Source organism: Paracoccus sp. M683 (assembly GCF_007096355.1).
Taxonomy (GTDB): Bacteria; Pseudomonadota; Alphaproteobacteria; order Rhodobacterales; family Rhodobacteraceae; genus Paracoccus.
Genome location: NZ_VKDF01000001.1, coordinates 267,738 through 287,101 on the forward strand (window position 1 = coordinate 267,738; position 19,364 = coordinate 287,101).

The following is a 19,364-nucleotide window of genomic DNA, read 5'->3' on the forward strand; positions in this document are numbered from 1 at the left end:
CAGCCCGCACCATGCCACAAGGCAGGTGCGGGCCAGGGGTTCATGCCGGTCGTCGCGGCCCTATTTGCCGCTGCCGGGGTCGATCCAGCCGACATTCCCATCATCGCGGCGGTGGACGACATTCACGCCCCCGTGTTTTTCATTACGGAAGACCAGCAGGGGCGTCCCCACCAGTTCCATCTGCATCACCGCGTCGCCGACCGACAGGGTCGGCACCCGCGTTTCCATTTCGGCGATGATGATCGGTTGCAGGCCACTGTCCTGCGATTCCCATTCATCCTCATCAGCGGCCAGCACATACATGCCCGCCTGCCCGAATTCAACAGGCTCGCTGCGATCCTTGTGGTGGTCCTTCAGCCGCCGCTTGTAGCGGCGAAGTTGTTTATCCATGCGTTCGCGGCAGGAATCGAAGGCGGCATAAACTTCGGTCGCCGTGCCCTTGGCTTGAACGGTCAGTCCTGTGGACAGGTGAACGACAGCGTCGCACAGGTACTGATGCGCATCGCGGGAAAAGGTGATCGTCGCGTCGGTGGGCCGCTGCGAGTACTTCTCCAGCACCTCGCCCAACTCGTTCTTGACATGCGAGGTCAGTGCCTCGCCAACGTCGATATGTTTTCCGCTGATGGTATAGCGCATCATAGCTCCTCTCCGGTTGATCCGGCGAACCCTGCGCCCCGACGGGGAAGCGGGCCGCGCCGAAAGTGAATGACACATGGCCATCCATCAGATCATTTGGTGACACTCCGCGTCGGCTGTCAACGGGGCCGCTGATATTCGCCGCCGGCAATGGCGTCATCCCTGCCCGCAGCCGCCGCACAAGCAAAGCCGGCCGGTGCGATGGCAGCAACGCAGCACCCGGTCACCCCAAAGTGAAGCTTTCGCCCAGATAAACCTCGCGCACACGCGGGTCCTCGACAATCTCGCGGGTCGTGCCCGACATCAGCACATGCCCATCATGAAGGATATAGGCCCGGTCCACGATGCCCAGCGTCTCGCGCACATTGTGATCGGTGATCAACACGCCGATGCCGCGCGATTTCAGATCATGGACCAGCGCCCTGATTTCGCCCACGGCAATCGGATCGACGCCTGCAAAAGGTTCGTCCAGCAACAGAAAGCTGGGGTTCGAGGCCAGACAGCGCGCGATTTCCACCCGCCGCCTTTCGCCCCCTGAAAGGGCCAGCGCCGGCGCATTGCGCAAATGGCCGATCGAGAAATCGCCCAGCAACTCCTCCAGCCGCATGCGGCGCTTGTGGACATCCGATTCCACCACCTCCAGCACGGCCATGATGTTCTGCTCGACCGACAGGCCGCGAAAGATCGACATTTCCTGCGGCAAATAACCGATGCCCATGCGCGCGCGGCGGAACATCGGCAGCCCGGTCGCATCCTTGCCGTCGATGATCACCTGCCCCGCATCGGGCGAGACCAGCCCGGCGATGCAATAGAAACAGGTCGTCTTGCCCGATCCGTTCGGCCCCAGAAGCGCCACCACCTCACCCCGCGCCAGATCGACCGAGACATCCCGGATCACCGGCCGGTTGCGATAGGATTTGCGCAATTCGCGGACCACCAGCCCGGTTTTCATGCCCGCCACTGCGCCCGTATCCATCAATTGCCACCCGGTTGCAGAATGGTGCGGACGCGGCCCTGAACCTGCGCGGTGCCATCGGCAAGACTGACCTGCATCGTATCGCCCGTCAGCACGTTCTGACCCTGCGTCAGCACCACATCGCCTGACAGGTCGATGATCCCGCTGCCGACCTGATAGACGGCCTCACGCGCCTCGGCCGCGTCAGGCCCACTGACCAGCGTGACGCCGCCCGTCGCCCGCAGCGACTGAATGCGCTGCTGTCCACCCTCGGCATAGATCACCGTAACTTCGGTGGCGCTCAGCTTCATCTCACCCTGCGCGATGATGACATTGCCGGAAAACACCGCGCTGCCATCGGCCTGATTGACGCTCAGATTATCGGCCGACATCTCGACAGGCGCGCTGGTATCGGCCGTCATCCCGCCAAAGGCGACATTCTGTGCCGCGACCGGCAGGGCGGCACTCAGCAACAGGGCGGCGATCAGGGCAGGGCGCAACATCGGCGGGATCCTCTCGGCAGGTCAGGGCTGGTATATCAGACGAACGCCATCGGTGAAATTCAAGACGTGATCGCCATTCTCGGGATCGCGCGCCAGTTGCATCGCCCCGGCAGACAGCTGCCCCAGCGGCGCAAAGGCCTGCACATCCTCGGGTGCAGAAATCAGCGCCATATCGGTGGCGCTGTCGACCAAAGGCGTCGTCACGGCCCAGCCCGAGGATGTCGTCACCCGCACGCCACCGCTTAACCGGATGCTGCCATCCGCCACGCTGGCCGCCGGCGCGGTCATGTCAGCGGCCAGCCCGTCCTCGGCCCGCCAGGTCATGCGCACGCCTTCGGCCCCGCCTTGCCCGTCCGGATCGCTGCGCAGCTGATCGGCCCGCAGGGTGATGGCGGCGCCATCGGCGGTCACTCCGGCATATTCCGGCGCCACCATGCGCGGATCGCGGGCCATGTCCTCGGCATCGACATCGGCATAGGGGATCGAGGGCTCATCGCCGGGCTCTTTCGACAGCAGAAACAGCGTCGACAGGATCACCAACGCGACAAGCGGCAAAAGCACACGCAACCAGCGAACGATGCGAGTGCGCGACATGGCCTAGACGATGCCCGCGCGCAGACAGTCGTGAATATGCACGATCCCTGCGGGGCGCCCGGCCTCAACGGCGAAAAGACAGGTGATCTTGCGCGCCTGCATCTCGGCCAGCGCGGCCTCGGCCAGGGCAGAGGGCGCGATGGTGCGGGGCGCGCGGGTCATCACCTCGGCGGCGTTGTGGCTGAGAAGCCCGTCCATGTGCCGCCGCAGGTCGCCATCGGTCACGATCCCGCTCAATCGGCCACCGGCATCGGTGACGCCGGCAACGCCAAAGCCTTTCTGGCTCATCACCAGCAGCACATCGGCCATGGCGGCATCCTCGGATACCAGAGGCATGTCGGCATGCATCAGATCGCCCACCTTGGCCAGCCGCGCCCCCAGCTTGCCCCCCGGATGGAAGGTGCGGAAATGTTCGGGCGTGAATTGCCGATGCTCCATCAGCGCCACGGCCAGCGCGTCACCCAAGGCCAGGGTCATCGTGGTCGAGGTCGTGGGCACGATCCCGGTGCCACAGGCCTCGGCCGCGGCCGGCAGAACCAGCGCCACATCCGCCTGCCGCAGCAATGTCGATTCCGGGCGCGAGGCCACCCCGATCAGCGGGATGGAAAACCGCCGCGTATGGGCGATCAGATCGGCCAGTTCCGGCGTCTCGCCACTATTGGACAGGACCACGGCCACATCGCCCTGCGTGACCATGCCCAGATCGCCGTGACTGGCCTCTGCGGGATGCACGAATTGCGCCGGCGTCCCGGTACTGGCCAGCGTCGCCGCCAGCTTGCGCCCGATATGCCCCGACTTGCCCATGCCCGACACGATCACCCGGCCCTTAGCCGCCAGGATCAGCTCGACCGCCCGATCGAAATCAGACCCCAGACCCTGCGCCAGCTGCGCCAGCCCCAAGGCCTCGGTCTCGATCACCCGGCGCGCCGTTTCGATATAGTCAGCCAAATCGCGGCCCCTCGCTTTGATCCAAATATCCTCTGGGGGTCCGGGGGGCGAAGCGCCCCCGGTTCTGCCCGCAAAGATCCGACCCCCATCTAGTGATGGAAGATGTCGTTTTCATCCCCCCAGCCCAGCAGATCCAGATGCGCCCGCGTCGGCAGGAAATCGAAACAGGCCTGCGCAAGCCCCATCCGGCCCTCGCGCTGCAACCGGCTTTCCAGCGCCTCCTTCAGCCTGTGCAGATACAACACGTCCGAGGCCGCATATTCCCGCTGCGCATTGCTCAGGTCAGGGGCGCCCCAGTCGCTGGTCTGCTGCTGTTTGCTGACATCGACGCCGACCAGCTCGCTCAGCAGGTATTTCAGCCCATGGCGATCCGTAAAGGTGCGGATCAGCTTGGATGCGATCTTGGTGCACCAGACCGGCGCCGTGACCACGCCAAAGGCGCTTTCCAGCGCGGCAATGTCGAAACGGCCGAAATGAAACAGCTTCAGGACCTTGGGATCGGTCAGCAGAGCAGTCAGGTTCGGCGCTTCGGTCTGGCCGCGCGCGATCTGGACCAGATGCGCATCGCCATCACCCGAGGACAGCTGCACCAGACACAGCCGGTCGCGGCGATGATCCAGACCCATGGTTTCCGTGTCGATGGCCACCACCGGCCCCAGATCCAGCCCGGTCGGCAAATCGTTCTGATACAGATGGATGGTCATCTCTGCCCCGTTTCACGAATTTCGTTCCCTATGACCCGAACAGCCGCGCAAATCCAGCCCTACACCAATTTGCCAGTGCTGCATGCCCGACCTGACCGGCCATATCCGGGCGACGCGCAGGCGGGCACACCGATATTCGCGGCAGGCAAAATGTGACGAAGGCACCGACGGGTCGCTTGCTTTGTGGCATGAAGGTATCATCCTGATTCGCCAATGAGGGTGCGATGACGCCAAATATGGGAAATCTCGACCGCGTGCTGCGCGCGACCATCGGCATCGTGCTGCTGGTTCTGGCGTTCGGCGGCGGCAGCCTTGCGGCGGGCTGGCTGCACTGGACGGCCATCGTGGTGGCGATCATTCTGCTGGGCACGGCAGCCTTTGGCAGCTGCCCGGTCTATACAATCCTGGGCATCCGCACCTGCCACCGCTGAACATCGGCTATTGCACAGCCAATCCGAGGGAACCGCAAGATGAGCAACTACCCCGTCGACCTGACGATCCGGCCCGATGTCACCGCCTTTTTCGACCAGGCGACGAACACGATCAGCTATGTCGTGAAAGATCCGGGCTCGAACGCCTGCGCAGTGGTCGATTCGGTCATGGATATCGACTACAGCGCCGGCCGCATCACCTATGACAGCGCAGACCTGATCATTGATTTCATCCGCGATAACGATCTGGCGCTGGAATGGATCATCGAAACCCATGTCCATGCCGACCACCTGTCTGCCGCGCCTTACATTCAAGCCAGGCTGGGCGGTCAGATCGGCATCGGCGACCAGATCCTTGTCGTGCAAGACACCTTTGGCAAGATCTTCAACGAAGGGACCGAGTTTCAGCGCGACGGAAGCCAGTTCGACCGGCTGTTCAAGGATGGCGACAGCTACCGGATCGGCCAGATGGACTGTTTCGCCATGGCTACCCCTGGCCATACGCCGGCCTGCATGGCGCATGTGATGGGCGATGCGACCTTTGTGGGCGATACGCTGTTCATGCCCGATGGCGGCTCGGCCCGCGCCGATTTTCCGGGCGGCGACGCGGCCACGCTTTATGACAGCATTCAGAGGGTGCTGGCCCTGCCCGACCAGATGCGGCTGTTCATGTGCCACGATTACGCCCCCGGCGGGCGCGAGATTCAGTGGGAAACAACGGTGGCCGAAGAAAAGGCGCATAACATCCATGTCGGCGCCGGCAAGACGCGGGACGAATTTGTCCGCTTTCGCACCGAACGCGATGCCACGCTGGACATGCCGCGCCTGATCCTGCCCTCGCTTCAGGTGAACATGCGCGCCGGAGAAATTCCACGCGACAAGGACGGTCGGCCGATGCTGAAAGTGCCGATCAACGGGCTGTAGCCCGCCACCAGGACCCAAGAAACCACAGACCAAAGGGACATGTTTCAACGAATCGCCCGCTATCTGCCGATCCTCGACTGGGGGCGGCGCTATGACCGATCGGCGCTGAGCAGCGATCTGATCGCAGCGGTGATCGTGACGATCATGCTGATCCCGCAATCACTGGCCTATGCGATGCTGGCGGGCCTGCCTGCCGAGGCCGGCATCTATGCCTCGATCCTGCCGATCATGCTTTACGCGGTCTTTGGCACCTCGCGGGCGCTGGCCGTGGGACCGGTCGCGGTGGTGTCGCTGCTGACGGCGTCGGCGGTGGGGCAGATCGCCCAGCAAGGCACGGCGGGCTATGCGGTGGCGGCACTGACGCTGGCATTTCTGTCAGGTGGGTTCCTGCTGCTGCTGGGACTGCTGCGATTGGGGTTTCTGGCCAATTTCCTCAGCCATCCGGTGATCGCGGGCTTCATCACCGCATCGGGCATCCTGATCGCGACCAGCCAGTTGAAGCATATTCTTGGCGTAGAGGCCGGTGGGCATACGCTGATCGAGATGCTGGCCTCGCTGTTCGCCGGGCTGGGACGGATCAACCCCATCACGCTGGTCATCGGCGTGGCGGCCACGGCTTTCCTGTTCTGGGTGCGAAAGGGGCTGAAGCCATTCCTGCGCCGGATGGGTCTGCCGGCCTTTGCCGCCGATCTCGCAACCAGAGCCGGCCCCGTCATCGCCGTCGTGGCGACGACCGTGGCGGTCTGGGGGTTCGGGTTGGCGGGCCGGGGCGTGTCCATCGTGGGCGATGTGCCCCAAAGCCTGCCGCCGCTGACCATGCCAGGCCTGTCACCCGACCTGATCCGCGCCCTGCTGCTGCCCGCGATCCTGATTTCCATCATCGGCTTCGTCGAATCCATCAGCGTGGCGCAGACGCTGGCCGCCAAGCGCCGCCAGCGCGTCGACCCCAATCAGGAACTGATCGGCCTTGGCGCCGCCAATCTGGGCGCGGCCTTTACCGGCGGCTATCCGGTGACCGGCGGCTTTGCCCGCAGCGCGGTGAATTTCGACGCCGGCGCTGAAACGCCCGCCGCCGGGGCCTTTACCGCGATGGGGCTTGCCATCGCCGCCGTGGCGCTGACGCCGCTTGTCTATTACCTGCCCGATGCCACGCTGGCCGCGACCATCATCGTCGCAGTGCTGTCGCTGGTCGACTTTTCGATCCTGCGCAAGACCTGGGCCTATTCGCGCACCGATTTCACCGCCGTCGCCGCGACGATCCTGCTAACGCTTGGCCTTGGGGTCGAGATCGGGATCGCGGCGGGGGTTCTGATCTCGGTCGGGCTGCATCTTTACAAGACCTCGCGCCCGCATATGGCCGAGGTCGGGCTGGTTCCAGGCACCCATCATTTCCGCAACATCAACCGCCACAGGGTCGAGACACGGCCCGACCTGCTGAGCCTGCGCATCGACGAAAGCCTGTATTTCGTGAATGCCCGCTTTCTTGAGGATCAGATTCAGGACCGGGTGACGCAGGGCTGCGCGATCCGCAATGTGGTGCTGATCTGCTCGGCCATGAACGAGATCGACTTTTCCGCGCTGGAAAGCCTGGAGGCGATCAATCAACGCCTGCGCGCCATGGGCATCGGTTTTCACCTGTCCGAGGTGAAAGGCCCTGTCATGGACCGGCTGAAACGCTCGCATCTGCTGACGCAGCTGAACGGCCAGGTGTTTCTGTCGCATTACGATGCCTGGCAGGCGCTGACCGGCCAGGATGGCGGCCAGGCCGCCAGCACCGCCGCGCAATAGGCTGCCTGCCCGCAACAGCCCGCCATCCATCCGGTCAGGGCTGGACCAGCGCAGCGTTCCATTCGGCCATCAATCCGGCACGCCGCAGCTGGTCATCATAGACCAGCAGCCCGGTATCCAGCCGGATCGGCCGCAGATGCGGGCCGGGTTCCGGGCCTGTGCCCGGTATCAGCGCCACACCGGCATTGGCCGCGATCTGGCGCTGCGCCGGGCCGGACAGCAGATAGGACAGCAATGTCGTCGCATCCGCCGCATTATGGGCATTTGACGGCACAAAGGCCGAGCGCACGATGGCAAAGGTGTAATCCTCGAAGGCCAGCCGGATCAGGTCTGGATCCTCGGGCGTATAACGGGCGGCATAGCTGGCCACGACATTATAGGCGATGGTAATGCGGCCTTCGCGCAATTCGTCGATCATCTCGACGGAACAGCAGAACAGCCGCGCATTCAGCCGACCCATCACCTCGGCCAGGCGCCAGAAGCCCTCGAAGTTCTGGCTGTCCTGCGCGATCAGGAAATAGCCGACGCCGGATGTGACCGGGTCATATGTGGCGACGCGCCCGCCCAGCAGATCGGGATGTTCGCGCAGCATGGCGATCAGGTCGCGGCGCGTGCGCGGCACCGGCAGATCGCCCAAGCCCCGGCGAGAGGCCAGCGTCACCACCGGTTCCAGCGCGACGCCAAACAGCTGGTCGCGCCAGCGCGCCCACAGCGGCAGATTTCCGGTGCGCGGCAGGACCGGGGCGGCGAAACCGTCATTGGCCAGCTTCATCTGCAAATCCATGGCCGAGGACATCACCAGATCATAGATCGCGCCCTCATCATGAATGGCGCCGAACACCTGCATGCTGGATGCCTGATCATATCGGATGCGAATATCGGGATGGCCGTCCACGAAATCCTGCAAGACCATGTCGATGGCCGCCAGGTCGGTGGTGGACAAGACGGCGATCTCGCGGTCGCCGCTGCCGAAAAGCCGCCGTTCCTCGATATCGAATGCCTGGGCGGGTGCCGCGAACATCAGCTGAGCCAGCGTCAGCGTCAGGGCTGCGACAGCGGCAGGGACAAGATTGCGCATGCGCCTTTCTCCGATCCGGGTTGCAGGGAAAAGCTGCCGCCATGTGCGGCAGCGACCTCGGCCACGATGGTCAGGCCAAGACCCGACCCCACGACATCGCCGGCATTACTGCCACGCAGGAAACGCGCCGTCAGATCGGGTTGATCCGGCGGCAGCCCCCTGCCCCGGTCGCAGACCGACAACCGGGCGATCCGGTCCTCGGTCGCCTCCAGCCTGATCCAGACCTCACCTTCGTCGGGCGAGTATTTCAGGGCATTGTCCAGAATGTTGCGCAAGGCCACCTCGATCATGCGGCCGTCGCCCGATACCATGCGCGGCAGATCCAGCCCTTCGGCATGCATGGTGATCTCGCGCATTTCGGCGACCGGCTGGACCGAGCGCAGCACCGATCCCGCCAAAGCCGCGAAATCGACCGGCGCGGCGTCGAACTGGTCGCTGCGGTACAGCACCATCGCATGATCAAGGATCTGGTTGGCCGAGCGGCTGCTTTCCCCGATGGCCCGGATCATCCGGCGCAGCCGCTGCCGCGTCCCCGGATCCGATGTCTCGGCCAGCGCCATCTCGGCCTCGGTCCTGACCAGTGACAGCGGCGTGCGGATGCGATGGGCGGCCTCGAAGATAAAGGTTTCGGCCAGTTGCAGGGCCGTGCGCAGGCGCGCGATCAGCCCGTTCAGTGCGCCCACCAGCGGCAGCAATTCGCGCGGCGCGGGATGGCGAAAGGGGCGCAGGTCATGGGGTCCGCGCCGGGTGACGGCCTCGGCCAGGCGGTCGACCGGGCGGATCACCGCCCGCGCCGCCCAAAGCGCCAATGGCCCCGCCAGCGCCAGAATGGCCAACCCGATCCAGACCGCGCTGCGCGCCGTATCACGGGCAATCACAGCCTGCCCATATCGGGTCTGGCCCAGGACGACGGTGATTTCCTCTATCCGGTTTTCCAGCAGAACGCGCCGGGTGATTGCCGCCAGCCGCAGCCGGCTGCCGCGGTAATCCGCGCTCCAGAAGACCGGGGACAGGTCGCCGGGGCGCTGGCTGGGCTGGGGCAATTGCTGATAGCCCGTCACCAGCCGGGGACCGATGGACAGGCTGTAGAAGATGCGTTCACCCCCCATCGCCCCCAGCATTGAAAACGTCGCATAGGGCAGGTCCAGCGCCAGCCCCATATCCTGCGCCCTGATCCCGTCCCCGACCGAGATCACCGCAGCCCCCAGCACCGCATCCTGGCTGGCGCGCGAGGCGCGTTCGGCCGCGAAACGCACGGAAAAGAACAACGCCACGACCAGCAAGGCCGACAGCGCCGCGAATTGCCAGGCCAGACGCCGGCGCAGAGAAAGCCGCGCCGGCTGCGCCCTGGGCGGGCCACGCCTCATTCCGGGATCAGCCGGTAGCCGACGCCACGCAGCGTTTCCAGCCGCGCACCCGACCCCTCCAGCTTGCGCCGCAGCCGGCCGACATAGACCTCGATCGCATTGTCGCTGACCTCTTCGTCAAAGGAAAACAGCCGGTCGATCAGATGCGGTTTGGAATAGGTCTGGCCAGGGCGCGACAGCAAGATCTCCAGCAGGCGCAATTCGCGCGCGCGCAGTTCGCGGACCTCGTCGCCCACGGTCAGGGTCGCGGCCAGCGCGTCGAAAATGAACCCGGCAAAGTGCTGGCGGCTGTCCACGACGCCCTGACGGCGACGCAGAACCGCGCGGCAGCGGGCCTGCAACTCGGCGAAATCGAAGGGTTTGGTGATAAAATCATCTGCGCCCTGATCCAGCGTGGCGACCCGGTCGCTGACCGATGCGCTGGCGGTCATCATGATGACGGGAATATCGCGCCGCGCCCCCCGTTCCTGCGCCAGAAAATCGCGACCATCACCGTCGGGCAGCGAAATATCCAGCAGGATCAGGTCATAAGGCGCGGCGGCCAGAAAATCCCTCGCCTCGCCCAGACTGGCCGCGCGGTCGACGCCATGACCGTCCATGGCCAGCCGCGATGCGACAGCGGTGGCCAGATCATCGCTGTCCTCGACCAGCAGGAATCTCATCTGATCAACTTTTCGGCAATCCATGACAGGTTCGTGTCAGCTTTTCATCAAATCCTGCCCCCCGCAAGACTGCGCCCTTTTGGCGCATCCCATGGGAGGATTCTATGAAGAACTGGACCTGTGCGGCCATCGCCGCGCTGATGATGAGCGCAGCCCTGCCTGCCGTGGCCGAGGAATGCATCGCGCCGGCCAACCCCGGCGGCGGCTGGGATTTCACCTGCCGCCAGATCGGCCAGATCATGACCGAGCTGGGCATCGTCCCGAACCTGGTGCAGGTCACCAACCTGGCAGGTGCCGGTGGTGGCGTAGCCTTTACCCAGGTCGTCAGCAATCGCGGCGATGATCCGGCCCTGTTTGTCGCAGCCTCGTCGGCGACGACGACCCGGCTGGCACAGAACGCCTTTGCCGGCGCGACCGCTGATCAGGTTCGCTGGGTCGGCAGCATCGGCGGCGATCCCGGCGTCATCGTCGTGGCCAAGGACAGCCCCTTCCAGACGCTTGGCGATCTGGTCGAGGCGGTGAAGGCCGATCCCTCGAAGGTTGCCTTTGCCGGCGGCTCGGCCGTGGGCGGCTTTGATCATCTGAAGGTGCTGATGATGCTGGACAAGGCCGGCTTCACCGAGGCGCGTCAGGTCAAGTATATCGGCCTTGATGGCGGCGCCGATGCGATCACCCAGACGGTCGGTGGCTTTGCCCAGGCGATGACGGGCGATCTGTCCGAAATCACCGGGTTCATCAAATCAGGCGATGTGCGCCCCATCGCGGTGCTGTCGGATGAACGTGTCGCGGGCTTTGACGATGCGCCGACCGCCAAGGAGCAGGGCGTCGACATCACCGCGATGAACTGGCGCGGCATCTATGTGCCCAAGGACATCACCGACGAGCAGTATCAGAAATGGGTCGATACGCTGAAGCAGGTCGGCGAAAGCGAGCAGTGGAAGGCCGTGATGGTCGAGAACGGGCTGGAGCCCTATGACCTTTACGGCGCCGAGTTCGAAACCTTCGTCGCCGAAAATATCGCCGAGATTCAGGAAATCTCGAAAGAGATCGGGTTGCTGCAATGATCCGTGGCGACCGTGTCTTCGGAGCGGTCATGATCGTGCTGGCGCTGGGGTATATCCTCAGCGCCAGTGGCATCGAGACCAGCTTCATGTCCGATCCGGTTGGGCCGCGTGTCTTTCCCTATATCATTGCCGGCGTGATGATCCTGTGCTCGATCGTGATGATCCTGCGTCCCGACCCTGAGGCCGAATGGCCGGCCGGGCCGATGCTGGTGCAGCTTGGTATCGCGACAGTGGTGCTGGTGGCCTATGCCTATTCGATCACGCCGCTTGGCTTCATCCTGCCGACCGCCATCGCCGCCGGTATCCTCAGCTGGCAGATCGGCGGCCATCCGCTGCGCGCCGCGATCACCGGCGTCGGGCTGGGGATCGGGCTGTGGGTGTTGTTCCGTGTCATTCTTGGGCTAAGCCTGCGTGGCCTGCCCCAGGGCTGGGGATTCTGAACCATGGATATTCTTTCCAATCTGGCGATGGGCTTTGAAATCGCCGCCTCGCCCTATACGCTGCTGCTGGCGATCATCGGCGCCTTTGTCGGCACGATCATCGGCGCGCTGCCGGGGCTTGGGCCGTCAAACGGGGTGGCGCTGCTGATCCCGATTTCCTTTTCGATGGGGCTGGACGCGATTTCCGCGCTGGTGCTGCTGACCTCGGTTTACTATGGCGCCATGTATGGCGGGCGGATCAGTTCGATCCTGCTGAACATTCCCGGCGATGAGCCGGCGATGATGACCACGCTTGACGGCTATCCCATGGCCAAGCAGGGCAAGGCCGCCGAGGCGCTGGTCGTGTCGGGCGTGGCCTCGTTCGTGGGGGCCTTTCTGGCGACCATCGGGCTGATGATCTTTGCCCCCTATCTGGCGCGCGTCGCGTTCAAATTCGGCCCGGCCGAATATTTCGCCCTGTATATGCTGGCCTTCTGCACGCTTGGCGGCATCGGATCGAACAACCAGGCCAAGGCGGCGCTGGCGGCCGCGATCGGGCTGGCGCTGGCGATGATCGGTATGGACAAGACCACCGGCATGCCGCGTTTCACCTTTGGCGAGCTGCATCTGATGGACGGGATCGACTTCCTGGTCGCCATCGTCGGCCTGTTCGCCGTGGCCGAGATTTTCCTGTTCATCGAATCGCATGGCAAGGACAGCGCCATCGGCGTCAAGCTGGGCAAGATTCTGGTGCCGTGGAAGATGCTGCGGCAGACCTCGGGTGCGATGCTGCGCGGGACGGGTATCGGCTTTCTCGCCGGTGTTCTGCCCGGTGCGGGGGCCTCGCTCGGCTCGTTCCTGGCCTATATGGCCGAGAAATCGGTGGCCCGCGACAAATCCACCTTCGGCAAGGGCAATCCCAAGGGCGTGGCCGCCCCCGAGGCCGGCAACAATGCCGCCGCCGGTGGCGCGCTGGTGCCGATGCTGACGCTTGGCGTGCCGGGTTCGGGGACGACGGCGGTGCTTCTGGCGCTGCTGCTGACGCTGAACATCACGCCGGGGCCGCTGCTGTTCACCGAACGGCCCGAGGTCGTCTGGTCGCTGATCGCCTCGCTTCTGATCGCCAACGTCGTTCTGCTGCTGATGAACGTGCCGATGGTCAAGGTCTTTGTCCACATCCTGTCGGTTCCGGCCTGGATCCTGCTGCCGGGCGTCACCATGATCGCCTTTGTCGGGATCTATTCGCTGACCGGGTCCAGCTTTGACATGCTGATGATGGTGGGCTTCGGCGTCCTGGGCTATATCATGCGCAAGCTTGATATCCCGACCGTGCCGGTGATCCTGGGCATCCTTCTGGGCAATGCGATGGAAGACAACCTGCGCCGCGCCATGGTGTTGTCGAACGGGGACTGGACCTATCTGTTCAGTTCGCCTATCGCCATCGGGCTGTGGATTGCCGCGATCCTGGGTTTCGTCGCGCCCATCTTCCTGCGCCGGGTGCTGAAAAAGCCGGCGCTGCCGGAAACCGACCCTACGTTGAACGAGGACTGACATGCCGACTCGCGTTCTGGTGCCTTCGGGCGTTCTTGGACTGGGCTTCGACCGCAAGGCGCTGGCGCGCGGGGTGGCGATGCGTCCCGACATCATCTGTATCGACGGAGGGTCCACTGACAGTGGGCCCTTCAGCCTTGGCGCGGGGGTGTCGAAATATTCCCGCGCGGCAACCAAATCCGAATGGCGGACGCTGATGCAGGCCCGTGCCCAGGCCGGCGTGCCGCTGGTCATCGGCACCGCCGGCACCTGCGGCACCGATTCCACCGTCGACTGGATGTATGAGATCACCGTGGAACTGGCGCGCGAGTTGGGCCAGTCGCTGAAGATCGCGCGGCTGTATTCCAGCCAGCCCGTCGCCCGCGTTGCCGATGCCCTGGCAGATGGCCGCATCGACCCCCTGACCCCCGCCCCTGAAATCGAGCTGGACCGTCTGGGCAATATCGTGGCGCTGGCGGGGGCCGAGCATATTCAGGCCGCGCTGGCCACTGGCGCCGATATCGTCATCGCCGGGCGCACCACCGACACCGCCACCATCGCCGCCCTGCCCCTGTCGCGCGGCGATGCCGCCGGCGGCGCCTGGCATGGCGCCAAGATCGCCGAATGCGGGGCGCTGTGTTCGACCAACCCGACATCCGGCGTCATCATGGTCGATTTCGACCAGACCGGCTTTACGGTCGAGCCGATGGCCGAAACCGCCGCCTGCACACCGCATTCGGTTTCCGCCCATATGCTTTACGAAAACTCGGACCCGTTCCGCCTGTATGAACCGGGCGGGTATCTGGACGTGACGGCTGCGCGCTATTCCGCGCTGGACGACCGCCGGGTGCGGGTCGAGGGGTCAAGCTGGGTTCCCGGCCCCTATACGGTCAAGCTGGAAGGGGCGCGGATCGCCGGCTATCAGACCACAATCCTCGCCATCCTGCGCAACCAGCACTATGTCGCCAACGCCCAGGCCTGGATCGACCGGCTGACTGCCTTCCTGCTGGCCGAAATCGAAACGCGAATGGGCCTGACCACCGCCGATTACCAGTTGGAATTTCGCCTGATCGGGGCGAGTGGCGCGCTTGGGTCGCTGGAAAATCGCACGGGCGACCCGGTCGAACTGGGCGTTCTGGGCATCATCACCGCGCGCAGCCAGGCCGAGGCCGGCGAGATCGGCAAGCTGATCAACCCCTTCGTGCTGCACTATCCGCTGACCGATGACGAGGAATTGCCGACCTTCGCCTTTCCCTATTCACCGGCCACCACGGATCGCGGTGCGCTGTATGAATTCGCGCTGAACCATGTGATGCATCTGGACGACCCGATGACGGCGTTCCGCATCGAATTGACGGAAATCGGGGCAGAGGTGCCGGCATGACGCAGAATCGAGATCAGGGCACATTGGGCGATCTGGTGCTGAAGGTGCGGTCCAAGAATGCCGGGCCGTTCTGGGTGACCATCGACATTTTCTGCGACCGCCCCGAGGTGTTCGCCAGGGTTCGCAACACGCTGTCCAGCGCAACGGTGGCACAGCTGTATCAGGTGCCGGAACAGTTGCTGAAGCGGTTCGATATCGACGATCTGCGCGTCATCAAGTTCAGCCTGCCCCGTCCCGTCATCCAGGGCTCGGCCGCCGATCGCGACATGCACGGCGCCCAATATGCCGCGCTGCTGGAGGAATACCCGCTGACCTGAACGGTTCAGCGCCGCTTCAGCCCGAGATGATCGCCCGCACGGCCTCGGACGCCAGGGGGGCAACGACGCGGCGAAATTCCTCGGGCTGCCATTCCGACAGCGAGCCGGCGACGTGGATCGCCGCAACCGGCCGGCCATCGGTGTCGGGGATGGCCACACCAAGCGCCACCTCGCCCATCAGGATCTGTTCCTCGGCCAGCGCGTGACCACGCTCGCGCGCAAGGGCGATCTGTTCGCGAATGGCGGCGGGGTCGGTCAGGGTGCGCGGCGTCAGCGGTTGAAGATCGGCGTTTCGCAGCAGGGCATCGACCTCGTCATCGGGCAGCATCGCCATCACCGACCATCCGCCCGAGGTGCAGTAGGTCGGCACCGTGTTTCCGACCAGCGTGGCAAAGAACATCTCGCGCTTGCTTTGCATGCGGGCGGCATAGACCATGCGCTGACCATCGAACAGTGACAGGTCAATCCGTTCGCGGACGTTGCGGCGCAGTTCCAGCAGCACCGGACTTGCCTTTCGCAGCAGCGGGTTCAGGCGCAGGTAATCATAGGTCAGATCCAGCACGCCCAGATCCAGCAGGAAGCCGGGGCCGTTATCGGCCGGACGCATGAAACCCAACTGCCGAAAGGTATGGACGATTCGCTGCGCCGCGCTGCGGGTGATGCCGGCGCGGGCCGCGATCTCGGCCAGGGACAACGGCCTTTCGGCCCCGCGAAACGCCGCAAGAACGTGCATCCCCCGTCCAAGTGACTGCACAAACAGCGAATCTTCGGAATCCCGGCGCGCTTGCCCGGCTGATTTCGCGCTCATGCGAACCTCGGCGTTGACAGGTGAAAATGCATGCTCATAAACTCACCATGCAATGCAACTGTATCACTGCGCAATACATCATGGCAAAAACTGACGTCAGGTCGCCCCAAGGTGGGCCGCGGATCGCGATTGCGGGCTTTGTGCATGAAAGCAACTCTTTCGCGCCCAGCCCGGCGGATATGGCAGCCTTCGTGCAGGGTGGCGGCTATCTGCCGCTGTCGCGAGGCGATCAGATTCTTGCCCGCGCCCGCGACGTGAACCTGCCTGTGGCCGGGGCCGTCGCCTTTGGCGAGGCAGCGGGCTGGCAATTGGTGCCTCTGATTTGGGCAGGCGCGGTGCCCTCGGCCCCGGTGACGGCGGAATGCTACCATGCGATCACGGATGAGATCATCGACAGGCTGCGCGCCGCCGGTCCGGTCGACGGGGTGTTTCTGGACCTGCATGGCGCCATGGTCGCCGAGTGTGCCCCGGATGGCGAGGGGCCGCTGATCGCGCGGGTGCGGCAGGCCGTGGGCGCGGATGTGCCCATCGTCGTGGCGCTGGATCTGCATGGCAATATCACCCGCCAGATGGTCGACGCGGCGGATGTTCTGGTCGGCTTTCGCACCTATCCGCATGTCGATATGGCCGAAACCGGCACCCGCGCCGCACAGCAATTGCAGCGTTTGCTGGACGGTGCCCCCAATGCCAAGGCCTTCCGGCAGGTGGATTTCCTGATCCCGATTGCCTGGCAATCGACCCTTGGTCAGCCCGGTGGCCGGCTGTATGCGCTGACCGATGAGCCGCGCGCCGGGGTTCACAGCGCGTCCCTGTTCATGGGCTTTCCCGCCGCCGATTTCGCCGATTGCGGGCCATCGGTCGTGGCCTATGGCGCGACGCCGGCACAGGCCGGGGCGGCGGCGGAACAGATCGCCCGCGCCGTCGAGGCCGCCGAGCCCGAATTTAACGGCACCGCCTACCAGCCCGAACCCGGCGTGCGCGAAGCGATGCGGCTGGCCCGGACCGCCAGCCGCCCCATCGTCATCGCGGATACCCAGGACAATCCCGGCGCGGGCGGCGATTCCGATACCACCGGCATGCTGCGGGCGCTGGTTGCCTGTGATGCGCCGCGCGCAGCTATCGGGCTGATCGTCGACCCGGCCGCCGCCGCCGCCGCCCATACCGCCGGCGAGGGGGCCGAGATTCAGATCGAACTGGGCGGCAAATCCGGCATTCCGGGTGATGCGCCCTTTGCAGGGCGCTTCACCGTCGAGCGGCTGTCGGACGGCACCTGCCACGCAACCGGCCCCTTTTACGGCGGCGCGCATTTGCAGCTTGGGCCATCGGCCTGCCTGCGCATCGGCGGCGTTCGCGTCGCGGTCACCACGGAAAAGGCCCAGATGGCCGATCGGCAGATGTTCCGCTTTCTGGGAATCCCGCACGAGGAGATGGCGATCCTCGTGGTCAAGAGCTCGGTCCATTTCCGCGCCGATTTTCAGGGCATCGCCGAGACGATCCTGACCTGCATCGCCCCCGGCCCCATGCCGATCAGCCCCGCATCCCTGCCCTTCCGCCACCTGCGCCCCGGCTTGCGGACCGAACCGGGCGCACCGCCGACCCCCATTCCCGCAACTGCCGCGCCAGGCTGACGCCCAAGATCGGCCAGCGCACCCCCCGGACGACCCAACAGAGAGGTTTCCCATGTTCAATCGACTGACTGCCGCCCTTGTCGCCTCGTCGGTTCTGACCGGCGTGGCATGGGCTGAAACCACGGTGACCGCGGTGATGCATTCCGGCCTGCGCGTGCTGGACCCGGTGATCACCACCGCCCATATCACCCGCAATCATGCCTATATGATCTATGATGTGCTGCTGGCCCAGGATTCCCAGTTCCAACCACAGCCCCAGATGGCCGATTGGGCCGTTTCGGACGATCAGAAGACCTATACCTTCACGCTGCGCGACGGGCTGAAATTCCACGACGGCGCGCCGGTGACCGCCACCGACGTGGTCGCCTCGCTGAAGCGTTGGGCACAGAAGGATGCCGGCGGCCAGGTCATCATGGACCGCACCGCCAGCCTGGAGGCCACGGATGACAAGACCGTCACCTGGACCCTGAATGAACCTTTCGTGCCGATGCTGGACGTGCTGTCCAAGCAATCGGCCCTGCCGCCATTCATCATGCCGGCGCGCGTGGCCGAAACCCCGGCCGATCAGGCCATCACCGACTATACCGGATCGGGTCCCTTCGTCTTTGTCGAGGCCGAGTTCCAGCCCGGCATCAGCGTGACCTATGCCAAGAACGCCGATTACGTGCCGCGCAGCGAACCGGCTGACTGGATGGCCGGTGGCAAGACCGTCAACGTCGATACGGTGAAATGGGTCAACATGCCCGACATCCAGACCGCCGTGAACGCGCTGTCTGGTGGCGAAATCGACTATATCGAACAGATGCAGGTCGATCTGCTGCCCCTGCTGGAGGGCGATCCCAATATCGCGGTCGAGGTGCGCGAACCGACCGGGATGCAGACCATGGCGCGGATGAACTTCCTGCATCCGCCCTTTGACAATGAAAAGGTGCGTCAGGCGGCGCTGAAGGCGATTTCGCAAGAACCGGTTCTGGCGGCGATGATCGGCAATCCCGAATATTACCAGATCTGCGGCGCAGTTCTGGGCTGCGGCACCCCCCTGGGCAGCGAGGCCGATGCCGAAACCCTGACCCAGGGTGGCGGCGCCGAAGAGGCCAAGGCCCTGCTGGCCGAGGCGGGCTATGACGGCACGCCGGTCGTGCTGATGGCGCCCACCGACCTGGTGGCACTGGCGACGCAGCCTGTCGTGGTGTCGCAGATGCTGCGAGATGCGGGCTTTACCGTCGACATGCAGCCGATGGACTGGCAGACGCTGGTGACCCGCCGCGCCGGTCAGGCGGCCCCGTCCGAGGGCGGTTGGAACATGTTCATCACCAACTGGATGGTGCCGGAAATCTCGAACCCGATCGCGAACCCGATGCTGAACGGACGCGGCAATGATGCCTGGTTCGGCTGGCCCAACGACGAGGCGATCGAACAGTTGAAGAGTGACTATATCGCCGCAGCCGATGCCGATGCGCAAAAGGCCGTGGCCGAGCAGGTGCAGGAACGCGCGCTGGAAAACGTGCTGCTGGTGCCGCTTGGACAGTACAGCCTGCCCCAGGCCCGGCGCGCGACGATCACTGACATGATCAACTCGCCCGTGCCGGTCTTCTGGAACCTGAAAAAGGCCGAGTGACCAGGC

The 19,364-nt window shown here is 64.7% G+C and carries 20 protein-coding genes; 10 read left to right on the forward strand and 10 right to left on the reverse strand.

Features of this window, described 5'->3' with window-relative positions; genetic code table 11:
- Positions 1-60: 60 nt before the first annotated feature.
- From hpf to FNJ84_RS01280, 6 genes are all read right to left on the reverse strand, one after another.
- Positions 61-636 carry a ribosome hibernation-promoting factor, HPF/YfiA family gene (hpf, locus tag FNJ84_RS01255; RefSeq protein ID WP_143791093.1) on the reverse strand — a complete coding sequence of 192 codons (576 nt, stop codon included), beginning with the start codon at positions 634-636 and terminating at the stop codon, positions 61-63.
- A 223-nt stretch (positions 637-859) separates the two neighbouring features.
- Positions 860-1,612 (reverse strand): LPS export ABC transporter ATP-binding protein, encoded by a 753-nt coding sequence (gene lptB, locus FNJ84_RS01260; RefSeq protein WP_143791094.1) that lies wholly within the window; start codon positions 1,610-1,612, stop codon positions 860-862.
- Positions 1,612-2,094 (reverse strand): lipopolysaccharide transport periplasmic protein LptA, encoded by a 483-nt coding sequence (lptA, locus tag FNJ84_RS01265; protein WP_143791095.1) that lies wholly within the window; start codon positions 2,092-2,094, stop codon positions 1,612-1,614. The genes lptB and lptA overlap by 1 nt, the downstream gene beginning before the upstream one ends.
- A 21-nt stretch (positions 2,095-2,115) precedes the next feature.
- Entirely contained in the window at positions 2,116-2,688 is a 573-nt protein-coding gene (locus FNJ84_RS01270) for a hypothetical protein (RefSeq protein WP_143791096.1), read from the reverse strand.
- A 3-nt stretch (positions 2,689-2,691) separates the two neighbouring features.
- Positions 2,692-3,636, reverse strand: a complete 945-nt coding sequence (locus tag FNJ84_RS01275; protein ID WP_143791097.1) for an SIS domain-containing protein — start codon at positions 3,634-3,636, stop codon at positions 2,692-2,694.
- Between the two features lie 89 nt (positions 3,637-3,725).
- Positions 3,726-4,340 (reverse strand): ribonuclease D, encoded by a 615-nt coding sequence (locus FNJ84_RS01280; protein WP_143791098.1) that lies wholly within the window; start codon positions 4,338-4,340, stop codon positions 3,726-3,728.
- A gap of 224 nt (positions 4,341-4,564) precedes the next feature.
- On the opposite strand from FNJ84_RS01280, the gene FNJ84_RS01285 reads away from it, so the two are divergent.
- The 3 genes from FNJ84_RS01285 to FNJ84_RS01295 are packed head-to-tail and all read left to right on the forward strand — an operon-like array spanning position 4,565 to position 7,483.
- A complete protein-coding gene (locus FNJ84_RS01285; RefSeq protein ID WP_143791099.1) occupies positions 4,565-4,771 on the forward strand; it encodes a DUF2892 domain-containing protein in 207 nt (68 codons plus the stop codon).
- A gap of 39 nt (positions 4,772-4,810) precedes the next feature.
- On the forward strand, positions 4,811-5,695 hold the full coding sequence (locus FNJ84_RS01290; protein ID WP_143791100.1) for an MBL fold metallo-hydrolase: 885 nt from the start codon (positions 4,811-4,813) through the stop codon (positions 5,693-5,695).
- A 39-nt stretch (positions 5,696-5,734) separates the two neighbouring features.
- Positions 5,735-7,483, forward strand: coding sequence for a SulP family inorganic anion transporter (locus FNJ84_RS01295; protein WP_143791101.1), 1,749 nt, complete (start codon positions 5,735-5,737; stop codon positions 7,481-7,483).
- A 34-nt stretch (positions 7,484-7,517) separates the two neighbouring features.
- On the opposite strand, the gene FNJ84_RS01300 is transcribed toward FNJ84_RS01295, so the two are convergent.
- Genes FNJ84_RS01300 through FNJ84_RS01310 form a run of 3 tightly spaced genes read right to left on the reverse strand, consistent with a single transcriptional unit; the run spans position 7,518 to position 10,590 of the window.
- Positions 7,518-8,561 carry an ABC transporter substrate-binding protein gene (locus FNJ84_RS01300; RefSeq protein WP_143791102.1) on the reverse strand — a complete coding sequence of 348 codons (1,044 nt, stop codon included), beginning with the start codon at positions 8,559-8,561 and terminating at the stop codon, positions 7,518-7,520.
- Positions 8,525-9,928, reverse strand: a complete 1,404-nt coding sequence (locus FNJ84_RS01305) for a sensor histidine kinase (RefSeq protein ID WP_143791103.1) — start codon at positions 9,926-9,928, stop codon at positions 8,525-8,527. Before FNJ84_RS01305 ends, FNJ84_RS01300 begins: the two co-directional genes overlap by 37 nt.
- Positions 9,925-10,590, reverse strand: coding sequence for a response regulator transcription factor (locus FNJ84_RS01310; RefSeq protein WP_143791104.1), 666 nt, complete (start codon positions 10,588-10,590; stop codon positions 9,925-9,927). The genes FNJ84_RS01305 and FNJ84_RS01310 overlap by 4 nt, the downstream gene beginning before the upstream one ends.
- Positions 10,591-10,694: 104 nt before the next feature.
- Here FNJ84_RS01310 and FNJ84_RS01315 point away from each other — a divergent pair, with 104 nt between their 5' ends.
- Genes FNJ84_RS01315 through FNJ84_RS01335 form a run of 5 tightly spaced genes read left to right on the forward strand, consistent with a single transcriptional unit; the run spans position 10,695 to position 15,304 of the window.
- Complete coding sequence (locus FNJ84_RS01315) at positions 10,695-11,654, forward strand: tripartite tricarboxylate transporter substrate binding protein (protein ID WP_143791105.1); 960 nt, start codon at positions 10,695-10,697, stop codon at positions 11,652-11,654.
- Positions 11,651-12,094: a tripartite tricarboxylate transporter TctB family protein gene (locus FNJ84_RS01320; RefSeq protein WP_221931906.1), complete on the forward strand. Its 444-nt coding sequence runs from the start codon at positions 11,651-11,653 to the stop codon at positions 12,092-12,094. Before FNJ84_RS01315 ends, FNJ84_RS01320 begins: the two co-directional genes overlap by 4 nt.
- Before the next feature lie 3 nt (positions 12,095-12,097).
- Positions 12,098-13,624, forward strand: coding sequence for a tripartite tricarboxylate transporter permease (locus FNJ84_RS01325; protein WP_143791106.1), 1,527 nt, complete (start codon positions 12,098-12,100; stop codon positions 13,622-13,624).
- 1 nt (position 13,625) lies between these two features.
- Positions 13,626-14,987 (forward strand): acyclic terpene utilization AtuA family protein, encoded by a 1,362-nt coding sequence (locus tag FNJ84_RS01330; protein ID WP_143791107.1) that lies wholly within the window; start codon positions 13,626-13,628, stop codon positions 14,985-14,987.
- The gene (locus tag FNJ84_RS01335) at positions 14,984-15,304 is read left to right on the forward strand and encodes a DUF4387 domain-containing protein (protein ID WP_143791108.1); all 321 of its coding nucleotides are present in this window, start codon (positions 14,984-14,986) and stop codon (positions 15,302-15,304) included. The genes FNJ84_RS01330 and FNJ84_RS01335 overlap by 4 nt, the downstream gene beginning before the upstream one ends.
- 16 nt (positions 15,305-15,320) lie before the next feature.
- On the opposite strand, the gene FNJ84_RS01340 is transcribed toward FNJ84_RS01335, so the two are convergent.
- Positions 15,321-16,112, reverse strand: coding sequence for an IclR family transcriptional regulator (locus tag FNJ84_RS01340; RefSeq protein WP_143791109.1), 792 nt, complete (start codon positions 16,110-16,112; stop codon positions 15,321-15,323).
- Positions 16,113-16,192: 80 nt separating this feature from the next.
- On the opposite strand from FNJ84_RS01340, the gene FNJ84_RS01345 reads away from it, so the two are divergent.
- Positions 16,193-17,740 (forward strand): M81 family metallopeptidase, encoded by a 1,548-nt coding sequence (locus tag FNJ84_RS01345; protein WP_143791110.1) that lies wholly within the window; start codon positions 16,193-16,195, stop codon positions 17,738-17,740.
- A 52-nt stretch (positions 17,741-17,792) separates the two neighbouring features.
- Positions 17,793-19,358, forward strand: a complete 1,566-nt coding sequence (locus FNJ84_RS01350) for an ABC transporter substrate-binding protein (protein ID WP_143791111.1) — start codon at positions 17,793-17,795, stop codon at positions 19,356-19,358.
- The last annotated feature ends 6 nt before the right edge of the window (positions 19,359-19,364 follow it).